This window comes from Phytohabitans kaempferiae, from assembly GCF_042433955.1.
Classification (GTDB): Bacteria; Actinomycetota; Actinomycetes; order Mycobacteriales; family Micromonosporaceae; genus Phytohabitans; species Phytohabitans kaempferiae.
The window spans coordinates 28769-44342 of sequence record NZ_JBHLUH010000021.1 but is presented as its reverse complement, the minus strand read 5'-3'; the positions used below and the strand labels follow the sequence as shown (position 1 = coordinate 44342).

11 protein-coding genes and 2 pseudogenes are annotated in these 15574 nt (G+C 72.5%); 4 read left to right on the top strand and 9 right to left on the bottom strand.

Annotated features, from left to right (window positions below):
- Positions 1–328 precede the first annotated feature (328 nt).
- A complete protein-coding gene (locus ACFFIA_RS14190; RefSeq protein WP_377250871.1) occupies positions 329–1141 on the bottom strand; it encodes a methyltransferase domain-containing protein in 813 nt (270 codons plus the stop codon).
- 27 nt (positions 1142–1168) lie between these two features.
- Complete coding sequence (locus tag ACFFIA_RS14185; RefSeq protein ID WP_377250868.1) at positions 1169–2410, bottom strand: multidrug effflux MFS transporter; 1242 nt, start codon at positions 2408–2410, stop codon at positions 1169–1171.
- Between the two features lie 200 nt (positions 2411–2610).
- Between ACFFIA_RS14185 and nhaA the strand changes: the two genes are divergently transcribed.
- A complete protein-coding gene (gene nhaA, locus ACFFIA_RS14180) occupies positions 2611–4002 on the top strand; it encodes a Na+/H+ antiporter NhaA (RefSeq protein WP_377250865.1) in 1392 nt (463 codons plus the stop codon).
- 179 nt (positions 4003–4181) lie between these two features.
- Here the strand turns inward: nhaA and ACFFIA_RS14175 are convergent, their stop codons facing one another.
- Both ACFFIA_RS14175 and ACFFIA_RS14170 read right to left on the bottom strand, forming a co-directional pair.
- Entirely contained in the window at positions 4182–4676 is a 495-nt protein-coding gene (locus tag ACFFIA_RS14175; RefSeq protein WP_377250863.1) for a DsbA family protein, read from the bottom strand.
- A 473-nt stretch (positions 4677–5149) separates the two neighbouring features.
- On the bottom strand, positions 5150–5503 hold the full coding sequence (locus tag ACFFIA_RS14170; RefSeq protein WP_377250860.1) for a winged helix-turn-helix transcriptional regulator: 354 nt from the start codon (positions 5501–5503) through the stop codon (positions 5150–5152).
- A gap of 47 nt (positions 5504–5550) precedes the next feature.
- Between ACFFIA_RS14170 and ACFFIA_RS14165 the strand changes: the two are divergent.
- From ACFFIA_RS14165 to ACFFIA_RS14155, 3 genes and pseudogenes are all read left to right on the top strand, one after another.
- Positions 5551–6192: pseudogene (locus ACFFIA_RS14165) on the top strand (FAD-dependent oxidoreductase); the annotation flags it as partial.
- An 80-nt stretch (positions 6193–6272) separates the two neighbouring features.
- Positions 6273–6392 (top strand): annotated as a pseudogene (locus ACFFIA_RS14160) (FAD-dependent oxidoreductase); the annotation flags it as partial.
- Positions 6393–6551: 159 nt separating this feature from the next.
- Positions 6552–6707: a hypothetical protein gene (locus ACFFIA_RS14155; protein ID WP_377251281.1), complete on the top strand. Its 156-nt coding sequence runs from the start codon at positions 6552–6554 to the stop codon at positions 6705–6707.
- A gap of 165 nt (positions 6708–6872) precedes the next feature.
- Here the strand turns inward: ACFFIA_RS14155 and ACFFIA_RS14150 are convergent, their stop codons facing one another.
- The 5 genes from ACFFIA_RS14150 to ACFFIA_RS14130 form a co-directional block, all read right to left on the bottom strand.
- On the bottom strand, positions 6873–7511 hold the full coding sequence (locus ACFFIA_RS14150; protein WP_377250857.1) for a nucleoside/nucleotide kinase family protein: 639 nt from the start codon (positions 7509–7511) through the stop codon (positions 6873–6875).
- Between the two features lie 9 nt (positions 7512–7520).
- Positions 7521–8216, bottom strand: coding sequence for a lysoplasmalogenase family protein (locus ACFFIA_RS14145; protein ID WP_377250854.1), 696 nt, complete (start codon positions 8214–8216; stop codon positions 7521–7523).
- 67 nt (positions 8217–8283) lie between these two features.
- Positions 8284–8802: a hypothetical protein gene (locus ACFFIA_RS14140; RefSeq protein WP_377250851.1), complete on the bottom strand. Its 519-nt coding sequence runs from the start codon at positions 8800–8802 to the stop codon at positions 8284–8286.
- A 1-nt stretch (position 8803) separates the two neighbouring features.
- Complete coding sequence (locus tag ACFFIA_RS14135; RefSeq protein WP_377250849.1) at positions 8804–9496, bottom strand: hypothetical protein; 693 nt, start codon at positions 9494–9496, stop codon at positions 8804–8806.
- 67 nt (positions 9497–9563) lie between these two features.
- Positions 9564–15389 (bottom strand): ThuA domain-containing protein, encoded by a 5826-nt coding sequence (locus tag ACFFIA_RS14130; protein WP_377250846.1) that lies wholly within the window; start codon positions 15387–15389, stop codon positions 9564–9566.
- Positions 15390–15574: the final 185 nt, after the last annotated feature.

Sequence of the window (15574 nt, the reverse complement as noted above, 5' to 3'; positions counted from 1 at the left end):
CCTCCGCGGTCTGGCGTCCGTGGACGATTCGGAATCAAGACGACTTGTGGCGCCAATAGCAGCCATGACTCGTCTCGATCCGAAAGTTGCCCCGTTTCCTACCGAGCGCCCCGGTCCCAACCAACCCGCTCCGGCCTCAGCGCTTGGGCGGGAGCGGACGTGCACTGCTCAGCCGATGACCATGGGATGGGCAGCGACATTCCGGGCGAAAGCTGCGGCAGACACCATGGTCAACCGCCGCAAGCCCATCATCGCCTCCGGCCGCACGGGATTGGATCGGCCACCGCCTGGACCTCGCCTCGTACCCACAAGATCCACCAGACCGGCCCTAGGCTCGGTGGGCGGTGGCGAGCCAGGTCTGAAACGGGAAGACGATCCCGTCGTCGTCGGTGTACGGCGTGAGCGTCCGCTCCAGCTCGGTCTCCATCTCCTCGCGCCGGGCCTCGTCGAGCGCGCCCACCAGCTCGACCAGCGGCGTGCTCACCACCGCGCGGCGCAGAAACTCCCGGGCCGACGGGAAGCGCACCTCGATAATGCCGATCCGCACGCGCACGCCGCCGCAGCCGGCCGCGGTCAGGAGCCGGTGCAGGTCGTCGCGGTCGGGACCGGCGAAGGGCTCGCGCATCCGCATGCCGGCGCCGGTGCCCGCGTAGCGGTCGAGCACGTCGGCCACGGCCACGAACGCCGGGTTGACGTCGATCGCCCGCCAGACCGCGACCGCCAGCCGCCCGTCCGGCACGAGCACGCGGCGCATCTCGCGGAGCGCGCCCGGACGGTCGGCGACGAACTGGAGGCCCTGCTGGCAGGTGACCAGGTCGTAGCTCCCGTCCTCGAACGGGAGCGCGGTCAGGTCGGCCCGCCGCCACTCGACCGGCCCGGGCGCCTCGGCGGCCGCCGCCACCGCGAGCATGCCCTCGTCGACGTCGGTGCCGGTGACCGTGCCCTCGGCGCCGACCCGCCCGGCCGCCAGCCGGGCGACGATGCCGGTGCCGCACGCCACGTCGAGTATCCGCTCGCCCGGCCGCACCTCGGCGAAATCCAGCAGCCGCTCAGCGCAGCCGGCGAAGAACGCGGGCACCAGGTTTCGCTCGTACGCCGCCGCCGGCCCCTCGCCGGCGATCTCCCATCGTGGCCCCCCCATGGGCGCACCATACCGGCGCGCACACGGTCAGTGGGCCGCTACGGGCACAGCCGCCGCCTCTACCGCGTCAACCTCGTCGGACGCCTCGACGCGGGCCGGGCGGACCACCACGAACAGCACCGCGAGCGCCGCCACCATGCCGGCGAGGACCACCACCGCCATCCCCACGCTGCCGTTGCCGAGTACGCCGACCATCGGCGCGGCCACCGCGCACACGCCGAACTGGATGGCGCCGAGCAGCGCCGCGGCCGTACCCGCCGCCTCGCCGTGCCGGCTCATCGCCAAAGCTGGGGCGTTGGGCAGCGCGAGGCCCGCCGAGGCGAGCACCAGCCACAGCGCGACCATCAGCGTGGCCAGCCCGCCGATGCCGGTCGCCGCGAACGCGAGCAGCAGCAGGCCCGCGGCCGTACCGGTGGTGAGCGCGGCGGCGAGGATCCGCTGCGGGGCGTACCGGCGCAGCAGCCGCACGTTGAGCTGGGTTGCCGCGATCAGGCCGACCGCCCCCGCGCCGAACGCGACCGCGAACTCCTGCTCGCTCAGCCCGTACTCGTCCTGGAAGACGAAGGACGAGCCGGCCACGTACGCGAAGAGCGCGGCCATGGCCAGCCCGGCGACGAACACCAGACCGACGAAGCGGCGGTCCCGGACGAGCGTGCCGTAGTCGCGGAGCGTGGCGCGTACGCCGGCGGGGCGGCGCCGCTCGCGCGGGAGCGTCTCCGGCAGCCGCAGCGCGGCGACCACCATCAGCAGCAGGCCGAAGACGGCGAGCGCCACGAAGATGCCCCGCCAGTCCGTCCACCGCAGCACCGCTCCCCCGAGTGTGGGCGCGAGGATCGGCGCCGCGCCCATGACGAGCATCAGGCGGGACAGGAGGCTGGCGAAGGCCGTACCGGTGAAGAGGTCGCGCACGACGGCGAGCGCCACCACCGAGGAGGCCGCCACGCCGAGGCCCTGGAGCACGCGGAGCGTGCCGAGCGTGCCGATGTTGGGCGCGACGACGCAGAGCACCGAGGCGACCACGTGCAGCGCGAGGCCGGCGATGAGCGGGACGCGGCGGCCGTACGCGTCGGAGAGCGGCCCGATCACGAGTTGGCCGAGCGCCAGCCCGATGAGTGTGCCGGTGAGCGTGAGCTGCACCGCCGTGTCAGTGGTCTCCAGTCCGCCCGTGATGGCGGGGAGGGCGGGCAGGTACATGTCGATGGTCAGCGGGCCGATCGCGATCAGAGAGCCGAGCACGAGCACCAGCCGCAGCCGGTCGCGCCGGGTCATCACTTCACCGGGAATCACACCTGCGACCAACCGCCGGGGCGGCCACGCATTCCCGCCCGGTGGGGAGGTGCGCCAGCTCACACCTCCTCCCCGCTTTAGGGTGAGAGGCATGACGCAGGACGACTCGCGGGGTGACCTCCGGCAGGTGACGAGATCGAGGACGCCGGTGCCCGGCCCAGGCGACGGCCCGCTCCGCTGAGGTGACGACCGCATCCCTGCCGCCGCGGCCCGGACCCCGGCCGCGGCTCACGATCCCCGTACCGCACGTCTCGCGGCCGCTTCAGCGCTTCCTCGCCACCGAGGCGGGCGGCGCGATGCTGCTGCTCGTCGCCGCGGTCGCCGCGCTGGTCTGGGCCAACCTTCCCGGTGACAGCTACGAGTCGTTCTGGCACACCTCGGCTTCGGTGCAGGTCGGCGACGCCTCGATCAGCCTCGACCTGCGGCACTGGGTCAACGACGCGGCCATGGCGCTCTTCTTCCTCGCGGTCGGCCTGGAGATCAGCCGCGAGATCACGGTCGGCGAGCTGCGCAACCCCCGCGCGGTCTTCGTACCGGTGCTGGGCGCGATCGGCGGCCTGGCGCTTCCCGCCCTGATCTACTTCGCCTTCAACCCGTCCGGGCCGGCGGCCGCCGGCTGGGGCATCCCGGTCTCCACCGACACCGCGTTCGTGGTCGGCATCCTGGCCCTCTTCGGCCCGCGCTGCCCCGACCAGCTCCGCCTCTTCCTGCTCACGCTGGCGATCGCCGACGACATCGGGGCGATCACCATCATGGCGGTCTTCTACACCGACGACGTCTCGGTCTCCGCGCTCGTGCTGGCCGGCCTCTTCGTCGCGGTGCTCATCGCGCTGCGCTGGGTCGGCGTCTGGCAGCTCCGCCTGTACGTCGTGGCCGGGCTCGGCCTGTGGCTCGCCGTGTTCGCGTCCGGGGTGCACGCCACACTCGCCGGCGTGATCCTCGGGCTGATCGTGCCGGCCACCCCGGTCGAGCCGGCGCAGCAGGAGCGGCTCCGCTTCTACGGCCGGGCGGTGATCGAGGCGGCCGACGCCACGCGCGCCCGGCTGGCGGTGCTCGCGACCCGGGCGACCGTGCCCACCAACGACCGGCTCCAGGACGCCCTCCACCCGATCAGCGCGTTTCTGGTCGTGCCGATCTTCGGGCTCGCCAACGCCGGCGTACGCCTCGACACGGAGACGCTCCGCGGCGCGGCCACCTCACCGGTCACGATCGGCATCATCGTGGCGCTGCTGATCGGCAAGACGGTCGGCGTGGCGGCCGGCAGCGCGATCGCGCTCCGCATGCGCATCGGCGACCTGCCCGGCCGCGTGCGGTACGGCCACCTAATCGGCGGCGGGATGCTCGCCGGCATCGGCTTCACGATCTCGCTCTTCATCACCGACCTGGCGTTCGACGACCCGGTCCTGCGCGACGAGGCGAAGATCGGCGTGCTCTTCGGCTCGCTGCTGGCCGCCGTCATCGGCTCGGTGCTGCTGCGCTACCTTGGCGAGCGGCTGCCGCTGTGCAGCTTCGACGACGCGCGCGGCGTGCCGTCACTCCCGACCGGCCCGTGGCGCGACCCGACGCTGCGGTAGGAGGCTCACGGGCCTGCGGCCCGCCGCCGCACACGCCGGGGGCGGGCGCGAGGATCCAGGTCAGGGCGGATCCGGGCTACCGCGACGGGCATCGCGGCAGCCTAAAAAGTGGCCTTTCGTCCGGTGCTGCGGCTCGTCGTCTGGGCCCGCCGCAGGCCGGCCATGCCCTCGAGGCAGACCTAGTGGCGGAGGCCGAGCGCGGCGCGCAGCGTGCCGAGTTCGAGGCGGCCCTGGTAGAGCCGCCCGTTGACGAAGATCGTCGGCGTGCCGCGCACCCCGTCGATCACGGCCTGGTCGTAGTCGGCCTCGACCGCCTCGCGGTGCACCTGCACCGCGTCGCCGGTGACCGCGCCTTCGACGCCGGCGGTCTCCGCGTACACCGCCAGGTCGGCGTCGGTGAGCCGGTCCTGGTTCGTGAAGAGCAGGTCGTGCATCGCCCAGAACCGTTCGCCGGACGCCTCGGCGGCGAGCGCGGCGGTCAGCGCGAACGGATGCTTCGAGAAGACCGGGAAGTGCCGGAAGATCATCCGCGCCGCACCGTCCGCCCCGTCGATCAGCTTGCGCAGCACGGGAGCCGCCGCGCCGCAGTACGGGCACTCGAAGTCGCCGTACTCGATCACGGTCAGGGGCGCGTCAACGGGGCCGTACACATGTCGGTCGAGGTCGACAGTCACCGCAACAGCCTAAACTTCCTCCGGCATCGAGGAACCGGAGGTTCCGCCGCGGCCGCCGACCCGCCCCCGACCTAGACGATCTGTCCCAAGGGGACATATGTGGCCAGCCGCGATGCTCGCCGTGGTCCGGTCGCCTTCGCCCTGCTTCGGGCGTCCGCTGTCCAGACGCCGGGCCGTTCCCATGCGGAAGCGGTCAAGCCCGACCGCGACGCGCTCGCGGCTCCGGCCGCCGTGCGTCCGTGGCGATTTCTTGACCCCAAAGAGCCTGTTGCAAAATCGTCAGATTCGCGCGAACCGAGGGTCGCGCTAACCCTCGCTGGCCGCCGTTCGACGGCCAGCGACCGATACAGCCGTGTTCTTCTCGACACTCACTGTGATCGAGCAATTTTGCGACAGGCTCCATTGGGTCAACTTCTCGCCACGCACGGACCCGGCCCCTTGATCTGGAGGGGCGGGAGCCGGCCCCGACCGGGTCAGTCGGCTTCGGGGAGGTGCTCCTCGGCCCAGCGGGCGAGCTCCTGGAGCGCGGGCATCAACGCCTCGCCCCGCTCGGTCAGCGCGTAGGAGACCGTGACCGGCGGCCCGGGGTCGACGGTGCGGGAGACCAGGCCGCACTCGGTGAGCTCGGCCAGCCGGTCGGAGAGGACGGAGTCGCTCACGCCGCCGGTCGCGCGGGCCAGCTCGCGGAAGCCGGCCGGGCCGGCGCGGAGGCCGCCCAGCACCACGCCGGTCCAGCGCTTGCCGAGCAGCTCGAAGGCGCGCCCCAGCGCCGCGTCGCCACGGGCGCAGGCGCCGTGGTCGACGTGTTGCGGGGATCTCACCGCCATTCCTCCATACTAGCCTCGCCGTTGGCGCTAGTCTTTTCGAAGTCGCTATGCCAGCAGGCGTGGCATCGATACAACGAGTGGGAGCAACCCCCATGACCCAGCAGACGGCTTCCCGCCCCAGCGTGGTGGTCCTCGGCGGCGGCTACGGCGGCTTCAAGGTCGCCAAGGCGCTCGACGGCGTCGCGGACGTGACGCTCGTCGACCCGTCCGACGCGTTCCTGCACAACGTCGCCTCCTGGCGCGCGCTGGTCGAGCCGGAGTGGCTGGACCGGATCTTCTTCCCATACGAGCGCCTCCTGCACCACGGCCGCTTCCTGCGCGACCGCGCGGTCGAGGTGGACGGGCGCCGGGTCACGCTCGCGTCCGGCACCACGCTGGAGCCCGACTACCTGGTCCTGGCCACCGGCTCGTACTACCCCACGCCGGCCAAGTGGGGCGAAGCCGACTCGGCGACCGTCCGCGCCGGCATGCGCGCCACTCACGAGGCGCTGCGCGCTGCCCCGCGCGTGCTGGTCGTCGGCGCCGGGGCGGCCGGGCTGGAGCTGGCCGGCGAGATCAAGACGGCGTTTCCGGAGAAGAAGGTGACCGTCGCCGACCGCGCGCCGGACCTGCTGGCCGGCCCCTTCGGCCAGGACCTGCGCGAGGAACTGCGGCGCCAGCTCGAAAAGCTCGACGTCGAGCTGGTGCTCGGCAGCGCGCTGCGCGGCCTCCCCGAGGTCGCGCCGGGCACGCCTCCCCCTTCTCGGTCAGCACCGAGGCCGGCGACGAGCTGGCGGCCGACATCTGGTTCCGCTGCTTCGGCGTCACGCCGGCGACCGGCTACCTGCGCGGCGCGCTCGCCGAGGCCCGCGACGAGGCTGGCTACCTGCGGGTCGACGACCAGCTTCGGGTACACGGCCAGGATCGCGTCTTCGCCATCGGCGACATCTCCGACGCCGAGCGGGACATGGCGGCCATGGCCGGCCTCCAGGCCGACTTCCTCGCCGCCAACCTCACCGCGCTCCTCACCGGCGAGGGCGAGCTGGGCACTTACCAGGTCGCGCCCCCGATGATCGCGGTGCCGCTCGGCCCGGAGGGCGGCGCCGGGCAGCACCCCAGCGTCGAGGGGGTCATAGGGCCGGAGACGGTCGCCGACCTCAAGGGACGCACGCTGCTGGTCGACACGTTCACGGAGCACTTCGACGCCCCGGTCGCGGTCGCCTGAACGAGACGCGGGGGCGCCGCCCACCGCCGGCGCCCCCGCACCTGCGGCCACCGTCAAACAACGCGCCGGGCCACCGTCAAACAACGCCCCCACGGCACGCCACCGTCATACCGCCCCTGCCGCCGTCAAAACAACGCCCCGCGGGGCGCCGGCGTCAAACCGGGCTCAGGAGGGGCGGGCGTCGATCAGCGACATGTCCACCACCAGGTCGGCGCGGTGGCGGGTCGCCGCGATCAGCCCGGCGTTGGGATCGTCCACTATGGAGATCCAGCGGCGGGCCTCCGCGTCGGACTTGCCGAAGAGCACGTGGCGGGCGACCAGGCGGGCGTGGCGGACCGGCTCGTCGAGGTCGACGTACCAGGTCTCGGTCAGCTCGGCGCGCACCTCGGGCCACGGCTCGGCGTCGGCGAGCAGGTAGTTGCCCTCGGTCACCACGAGGCACACCTCGGGGTCGACGCCGATGCTGCCGGCGATCGGCTGCTCCAGGTCGCGGGCGAAGCCGGGCGCCCACACCGTCCGGCGGCGCTCGGTGCGGAGGCGGCGGAGCAGCGCGAGGTAGCCGTCGGCGTCGAACGTGTCGATCGCGCCCTTGCGACCGCGGCGGCCGAGCCGTTCGAGCGCCACGTCGGCCAGGTGGAAGCCGTCCATCGGCACGAGCGCGGCCGGCGTGCCCGCCGCGTTGAGCCCACTGACCAGCAGCTCGGCCAGCGTCGACTTGCCGGCGGCCGGGCAGCCGGCGATCCCGAGAACCGCGCGCTCGTCGCCCGCCAAGGCCGCCGCGCGTGCCACCAACCCCTCGAACACGCGCCTACGTTACGCGGACGCCAGGTCGGCGGGGCGAGACGCCGGTCGGGCCGGCTCGCGGCGCGGGGCGCGGGCGGCCCAGCCGGCGACGACGAGGGCCTGGCCGAGGAGGTACGTGGCCATCACCAGCGCGGCCCGGCCCGGCAGGTCGACGGTCTCGGCGAGGCCGACACCGATGAGCGCGTCGGAGGCGAGGAGCAGGCCACCGCCGGCGCCGACCCGCCAGCCCCACGAGGTGGCGCTCGCCGCCATCACCGCCATCAGCCCGGCGTACCCGGCCATCGGCCAGGCGACCCCGCGCTCGCTCAGACCGGGCCACAGCCAGGCGAGCGCGCCGGCGGCCACGGCCGCGTACCCGGTCAGGTGGAGCCACCGGCGACGGAGCCGGAAGGCGCCGGTGCGGATGAACTCGACGGCGTAGATGCCGTACGCCACCGCGAAGAGCAGCATCCCGGCGATCAGCGCGACCGTGCCGCCGATCTGGAGCGTGACGTCGCCGGCCCAGGCGAAGGCGAGTGAGAGCAGCAGCCGCCGGCTGACCCGCGCACCGCGCTCCCGGTGGGCGGCCACCGCGTACAGCGCGAGCAACGGCATCAGCAGCGGCTTGGTGAGATCGTCGACCAGGTCGCCGTGCGCCACCGCGCCGGCGACGTGGACCGCGCCGAGCGCCGCGTACAGCACCGCCGCCTGGTGCGATCGGGACATCCTCACACTATGGCAGCCACGCGCCGCCGGTCAGGGCGCTTTCCACCGTCGGGGTCGCCGGGTCCGGTCAGGAGACGGAGGTACGGCGGCGGGTCGCGAGCGCGAGCCCCAGCACCACGGCCACCAGGAGCGCGGCGCCCGCGACCCACCAGCGCCACGTGCCGCCGCCCTCGCCATCGGACTCCGCGGTGGCGTCCACCGGCGGCGGGGCGGTCTGGGCGACCTTCGCCTCCACGGTGGTCTCGACCCTGGCGCCGTTCGGGTCCGGGGCGGTCACCACGACCGTCCATCGGCCCGGCGTGAGCACCGCGCCACTGGTGTAGAAGCCCTGCCCCTCGTTCGACGGGTCGAGCTGCACCGGCCCGACCTGCCGGCCGCCCTCGGCCGAGGCGGTGAGCACGAGCCGCAGCACGCGGTCCTCCACCGGATGACCGTCCTGTTCGTACGTCGCCCGCACGGTCACGCCGGTCGCGCCGTCGCCGGCCACCTCCAGCGCCACCGGCCCGCCGTGCGCCGCGGCGGGCGCCGCCGGCACGAGCGCCAGCAGAGGTACGGCCGCGAGCGCGGCCAGGAGCCTACGGAGCATGTCACTTCCCTTCCGGTACGCCGTCTGCGGTCAGCGCCCCCTGCCCCGGCGCGGCCGGCAGGAAGACGTGGGCGTGGCCGTTGCCGGAGTCGACGTTGAGCACGTCGAGCTGGGTCGCGGCGGTCGACCAGGTGGCGACCGCGATGTCCCGCTGGCGGCCGGCGAGTTCGAGAAGCGCCGCGCGGGACGCCTCCGGTTGGGCCAGTGCCGCCGCGTACGTGTCGACGGCCGCGTCCAGCGTGCGTACGGCCGCGGCGAGCCCGGACCGGGCGATGTTGGTGCCGGTGCCACCGGAGGGCGGGTCGGCGAAGTCCGCCACCGCCTTGCCGGTGACCGACTGCCAGCCGGCCACGTCGGAAGGGCTGGCTGCGGGACCTGGTGGCTTCCCCACCGGCACCGCGGTCGCCAGCGCGTCGAGCACCGGCACCAGGCTGCCCTGGATCTGCCGCGCCTTGCCGGTCAGCTCCACGATCTGCGCCGCGTCCCGCTTCGCCTCCTCCGCCTGGAGCGCGGCGACCCGATCGTCCGAAGAGGACGAGGACGAACCGCCGGAGTCGGCCGCCAGCGCACCGATCGGACCGGCGAGCAGCGCCCCGACCGCGAACGCGATGAGCAGCGGGGCGATCCGGCGAGCGGGCGACGGGGCCGGCTGGACACCGCGCGCCGCCGGCCGTACCCGCGTCTTGTTGCTCATCCGGAAGCCTCCCCAGGAGATGGCCGTGGGGCCGGCCAGCGCGGCGGCCGGCCCCACGACCGTGCGGTCAGAGCTTGCCGCCCTCCGGCACGCGGGTCGCGTCACCGTCGACGCGTCCGGTGCCGGCCAGCGACTTGTTTCCGTTGGCCTTCTTGCCGGCCGCCGTCGCCTCGCCGCCCAACCGGACGATCATGGCTTCCGCGTCGCGGGCCAGCACGCTCCGCACGTCGGCGTCGGTGACCAGCGCCGGGTCCGACGCCAGTCCGACGAACGCCCGCAGCTGCTGGACGGCCCGCTTGTCGTTGCCGGTGGCCTCGGAGATCCGCGCCGCCTCCAGCTTGTTGCTGAGCTGGCGGTGCGCCTTGTTGGAGAGCTGCCCGGTCGCCTTGAAGCGGTCGATCAGGTTCTGCATGTCCCGGAACGAGGTGGTGACGAAGAACCGCACGTTCGCCGTCGTCTCGTTGCCGGCCTTGTCGGTGGCCGTCACGACCAGCTCGTGCATGCCGAGCGTGAGGTCGTACATGACCTGGAGCGTGCCGGACTGGTACGGCCTGCCGTCCAGCTCGCCGACCAGCGACTGGATGCCGGAGGTCGGGTCGACCGCCTGGAACGTGACCCGCACGTCCTGGCTGTCGCCGTAGAGCTGGCCGTCGGCGAGGCCGGAGACGAGGACCGTCGGCTTGTCACCGTCGATCCGCAGCACCGCCGACTTGAGCGTCTCGGCGTTGCCGGCCTTGTCCGTGGCGCGGTAGAGCAGCTCGTGCTCGCCGTTGCCGGTCACGTCGACCGGCTGCGTGTACGGCGTCCACGGGCCACCGTCGAGCGACCACTCCACCGTGGACACGCCCGAGCCGGCGTCGGTCGCGGAGAGCGTCACCGGGATCGCCCCGGCGTGCCAACCACCGTCCGACGGCGGCGCGAACGTCGCCGTGGTCACCGGCGCGGTCGCGTCGATCCGCACGGCTACGGACTTGGTCGCCTCCACGTTGCCGGCCTCGTCCGCCGAACGGAAGCGCACCTCGTGCGTCCCGTCGCCGGCCACCAGGATCGGCTCGGTGTAGGCGGTCCAGGTCGTGGCGCCGTCGAGCTGGTACTCGGTGCGCTCGACCCCACTGCCGCCCTCGTCGTCCGTGGCGGCCAGCGTGACCGTCGCGGGGCCGGTGTACCAGCCCTCGACCGCCGTACCGTCCACTGTGGCCACCGTCACCGGCGCGGTGTCGTCCTCCTGCTCCGTGCTGAGCCGGAAGTAGTCGAACGAGACCGTCTTGCGGGCGGTCTGCGCCGCGCCGAGCGAGAAGAGACCCACCTTGGGCTCCGCGCCCACCGCCGCGTTGGTCAGCGGCTCGAACGCGGTCCAGGTCTGCCCGTCCGCCGAGTACGACCCGGTGTAGGCGTTGCCGACCTTGGCCAGCCGCAGGTACCACACCGCGTTGGTGAGGTTGGTGACCTGGGGCTGCGGGTCCTGCACCACGCCGGCGATCTCACTGCGGAACTCGATCCGCCGCGTCACCGGCTGGCCGGCCGTGTTGTCCACGATGTAGTCGAGCTTAAGGTAGTTGTCGTCGTCTGCGTACACGAGCAGGCCGGCCTGCTGGTACTGCTCGTTCAGCAGGCTTCCGTCGACCTTCGTCTCCAGCGTCCAGTCGCCGGCGGGCGCCTGCTGGAGGACGAAGTTCGTCGGACCGGTGTTGTTGGTCGTGTAGATGTCGCCGTTGGGCACGTCGACGTGGAGCGAGCCGCCCTGCACGCGGTACGCGGTCGGCTCCTCGCGGACAATCGCGTCCCACCGGCACTTGTCCAGGCTGGTGCCGTCGAACTCGTCGGACGGGGTCACCGGGGCGCCCGGCTCGTCCGGCGAGATCTGGAACCAGTCGAACGCCGCGTCGACCACCGGGGCGGCCGTGCCGCCGTTGAGCGCGAAGACGCCCACCTTCGGCTCGGTGATGCCGGCCAGCGCGGCCGCCCGGCCCACCGGCGTGAAGGTCTGGCCGTCGGCGGAGAAGGCCGCGGTCAGGTTGGTGCCGTCACTTGTCAACCTCAGGTAGATGGTGTCCGAGCCGGTCGGTGCGGCGGCACTGTCGGCGCCCTCGTTGCGCGGGGTGCCGGCCGTCTCCCGGATGAACTCGACCCGCCGGCTGCCCGAGTGGAGCACGTCGAGCTTGGCGTAGTTCTCGTCGTCGCCGTACACGATGAGGCCGGCCTGCTGGTAGTCGGCCGCCGTCGCGAGCGTCAACTTCGTCGTGGCCTGCCAGGCACCGCTCGGCGCCGGCTGGAGCACGATGTTGGTGGCGTCGTTGCGCGAGCCGTAGAGGTCACCGACCGCGGTCGGAAGCACCAGCGAGCCGCCTTGGACCGAGTAGAGCTGGTTTTCCCGGACCACTGTGGACCATCGGGTCTTGTCGAGCGTCGTGCCGAGGAAGTCGTCCGAGCGCGCCCCGAAGCAGGACGTGTTCGGCGCCTCGACCCGGATCTGGGCCGTCGCGTACGCGTTGGCGCCGCGGGCGTCGGTCACCGTCAGCGTGGCGGTGAACGTACCCGGTGCGGTGTAGGTGTGCGTGGCGCTGGCCGTGTTCGCCGTGCCGCCGTCGCCGAAGTCCCACGCGTACGTGAGCGGCGTGTCGCCCTCGGGGTCGGTGGCCGTACCGGTGAACTCGACGGTGAGCGGCGCGGTGCCCGTGGTCGGGGTCGCCGACACGCTCACCACCGGCGGCGCGTTGTCGGTCACGCCCCGGCCGAGGAAGTCGACCCAGTTGACGTTGAACAGGCCGCCCCCTCCGGTGTCACCGGGGTTGTTGCGGGCGACGAAGTACAGCGCTCCACTTGTCGTGCTCGGCGCGGGCAGGTCGACGGAGACGTCGGTGTACGTCTGCCACGCCCCGGTCGCCGGCACCGTCGCGGTGAGCAGCAGCGGGCCGTCGACCGCGCCGGTACGCACCTGGATCGTGCCGCCGTTGCCGCCGGAGGCAACCCGGAAGCGCAGCGTGTCGATGCCGGAGAGGTTGGCCGGGTCGAACGTCCACCAGTCGCCGTCCTCGATGAACCCGATGTTCTGGAAGCCGCCCGCGGTGTCGCCGGTGGTCTCCCGCACCACGCCGGGGTCGCCGGTGCCCAGGCCGTCCGGCGCCTTGCCGGTCTGCGCGAAGTACTCGGCCTGCTTGCGCTTCGGCTGGAGCTGCTCGATCGAGCGGCCGGTCAGCGGGTTGGCCCCACCGGAGCCGCCGCCGTCGGTGTACGAGGCCTCGAAGACCGCGAACACGTTGGCGTCGGCGCCGTGGCCGGCGGCGAGCGAGGTCTGCACGGTGCCCTCACAGCCGGTGTACGACTGCAACGGATGGGCGTGCTCGTCGTGCCCGAGGTAGTACTGCAACGTCACCTTGTCGCAGTCGATCTCGCCGTCCTCGGGGTCGGTCACGCTGACGGTGTAGTTGACCTGGTCGCCCCAGTCGAAGAAGCCGCCCTGCGGCGGGAACTCGATGGTCACGACCGGCGCGGTGTTGCCGACGGTGACCGGCACGTTCGCCACGGCGGTACGGCCCTTGGGGTTGGTGACGGTCAGCTGCGCGGTGTAGTTGCCGGCCCCGGTGTACTGGTGCGAGGGGTTCGGCTGGTCCGAGGTGCCGCCGTCGCCGAACGTCCAGGCGTACGTGAGCGCGCCGCCGTCCGGGTCGCGCGAGCCCTCGCTGGAGAACTGGACGGTGAGCGGCGGCTGGCCGCTGGTCGGCACCGCGGAGGCGACGGCGATCGGGGCCCGGTCGGCCGCGATGTAGTCGATCCGGTAGACGCCCGAGTTGTCGTTGTTGCCGCCGAAGCCGGTGCCCCACTCGATCATGTAGAGCGCCCCGTCCGGCCCGAACTCGAAGTCCATCGGGCGCAGGAACGTCATGCCGGTCAGCAGCTGGTTGATGTCCACAAGGGACTTGGCGTCGTCGTCGAGCTGGAACGTGTACATCTTGTTCTGGTTCCACTCGCCGAACAGCGCCTTGCCGTCGAAGTACGCCGGCCACTTGCGGTCGGAGCCGAGTGCCGCGTCGTACCGGTAGACCGGGCCGCCCATCGGCGCGCCGCCGCCCCCGATCTCGGGGAAGAGCGGGTTTCCGCTGTAGTCGTAGTCGACGGTGGCGGAGATCGCCGGTGGCAGGTTGGTCAGACCGGTGTTGTTCGGCGAGTTGTTGACCGGCGCCGCGCAGTCGAACTTGGGACCGCTCGGGCCGGACGGGAACGTGTAGTCGTTGTACGCGTAGTTCGCGCCGTGGCAGTACGGCCAGCCGTAGTTGCCGGGCGTGACCACGTTCCACTCGACGGTGCCCTCCGGGCCGCGGTCGGGGTTGGCCGCGCCGGCGTCGGGGCCGTAGTCCGCGACGTACAGCGTGTCGGTCTGCTTGTCGATGCCGATCCGGAACGGGTTGCGGAAGCCCATCGCGTAGATCTCGGGACGGGTCTGCGCGGTGCCCTGCGGGAAGAGGTTGCCGGCCGGGATCGTGTACGAGCCGTCCTCCTCGGGATGGATCCGGAGCACCTTGCCGCGCAGGTCGTTGGTGTTGCCCGAGGTACGCTGCGCGTCGAAGTCCTGGCGGCCGGACCGCTCGTCGATCGGTGTGAACGAGTTCGACTCGAACGGGTTGGTGTTGTCGCCCGTCGCCAGGTAGAGGTTGCCGTCGCCGTCGAAGACCATGCTGCCGCCCGCGTGGCAGCAGGTGTTGCGCTGCGTGGTCACCTCGATGACCGGCACCTCGCTGCTCAGCGCGATCGAGTCGCCCTGCACGGTGAAGCGGGCGAGCCGGTTGCGGGCCACGCCGTCGTTCGGCGCGTAGTAGAGGTAGACCCAGCCGTTGGTGGCGAAGTCCGGGTCGAGCCGGATGCCGATCAGGCCGTCCTCGTTGCCGGTGAAGACGTCGAGGTCGATCGCGGTGACCGTGGTGCCGGTGTCCGGCTTCACGATCTGCACGCGGCCGTCCCGCTCGATGTAGAAGACCCGGCCGTCCGGCGCGACGTCCAGCTCCATCGGGTTCTGCGTGTTGCTGTCCAGCGTCACCTTCTCGAAGCTGCCGGTCTGCGAGGCGGCGCAGTCGGCGTCGACAGCCCCGGCCGCGGTCTGGATGCCGCCGAGCAGGTGGGCCAGGAAGTTCGGCTCCGAGTACGACTCGATGGTGTGGCCGCTGCCCGTGTACCAGGAGCGCCCGCCGTCGTAGTCGTGGCACCAGGCGGTGGGGTGGTCGGCGCCCATGGCACCGGCGCCCGGCGTGTACGTGCGCTCGTCCAGGCTGGCCAGCACGTGCACGTCGGCCCGCGGGTTGGTCTGGAAGTTGTACCACTCGTCGAAGCGGGACCACTTGGCCGGCAGCGGCGCGGTGGAGGGATGCGCCGGATCCTCGACCTTGATGGTGGCCGTCTGGTTGGCCGGATGCGACGCGAAGTACGCGCCGACCAGGTCGCCGTACCAGGCCCAGCTGTACTCGGTGTCCGACGCGGCGTGGATGCCCGCGTAGCCGCCGCCGGCCCGGATGTACCGCTCGAAGGCGGCCTGCTGGTCGGCGTCGAGCACGTCGCCGGTCGTGGAGAGCCAGACCACCGCCGCGTACTTCTCCAGGTTGGCGTCGGTGAACGCGCCGGCGTCCTCGGTCGCGTCGACCGTGAAGCCGTTGTCGGCACCGAGCCGCTCGATCGCCGCGATGCCGGCCGGGATCGAGTCGTGGCGGAAGCCCGCGGTCTTGGAGAACACCAGGACGGAGTACGGCTCGGCCGCCGCCGCGGGCGCCTGGGGTAACGGCGCGGCCTGTGCCGGCGGCGCCCCCGCGACCAGCGCCGAGGCCGCGGCGAGGACGGTGGTGGCGGCGAGGAGGAGGGTGCGTCTGGCAGAGCCGCGCATCCCGCGGCTTCGGCGAACTGCTGGCACGAAGGAACTCCTTCGCTGGATGGGACAGCGGGGACCTCGCATCGGCTCGCCGAAGACCGGTGCGGGCGTGGTGCGGAGCTGGCCCGCCGAGGCCACCGCCGCAATTTGTAATCTGGCTTAACGAATTAAGCCCAATGGGACCCATCGATGGCAAGTCACGTTCAGGTAACACAGCCCGACCGTTC

Bases quoted from the DNA above. Each gene is read 5' to 3' on its own strand.
- ACFFIA_RS14190 (WP_377250871.1), bottom strand. From the start codon at position 1,141: ATGGGGGGGCCACGATGGGAGATCGCCGGCGAGGGGCCGGCGGCGGCG.
- ACFFIA_RS14185 (WP_377250868.1), bottom strand. From the start codon at position 2,410: ATGACCCGGCGCGACCGGCTGCGGCTGGTGCTCGTGCTCGGCTCTCTG.
- ACFFIA_RS14170 (WP_377250860.1), bottom strand. From the start codon at position 5,503: ATGGCGGTGAGATCCCCGCAACACGTCGACCACGGCGCCTGCGCCCGT.
- ACFFIA_RS14155 (WP_377251281.1), top strand. From the start codon at position 6,552: ATGATCGCGGTGCCGCTCGGCCCGGAGGGCGGCGCCGGGCAGCACCCC.
- ACFFIA_RS14145 (WP_377250854.1), bottom strand. From the start codon at position 8,216: ATGTCCCGATCGCACCAGGCGGCGGTGCTGTACGCGGCGCTCGGCGCG.
- ACFFIA_RS14140 (WP_377250851.1), bottom strand. From the start codon at position 8,802: ATGCTCCGTAGGCTCCTGGCCGCGCTCGCGGCCGTACCTCTGCTGGCG.
- ACFFIA_RS14135 (WP_377250849.1), bottom strand. From the start codon at position 9,496: ATGAGCAACAAGACGCGGGTACGGCCGGCGGCGCGCGGTGTCCAGCCG.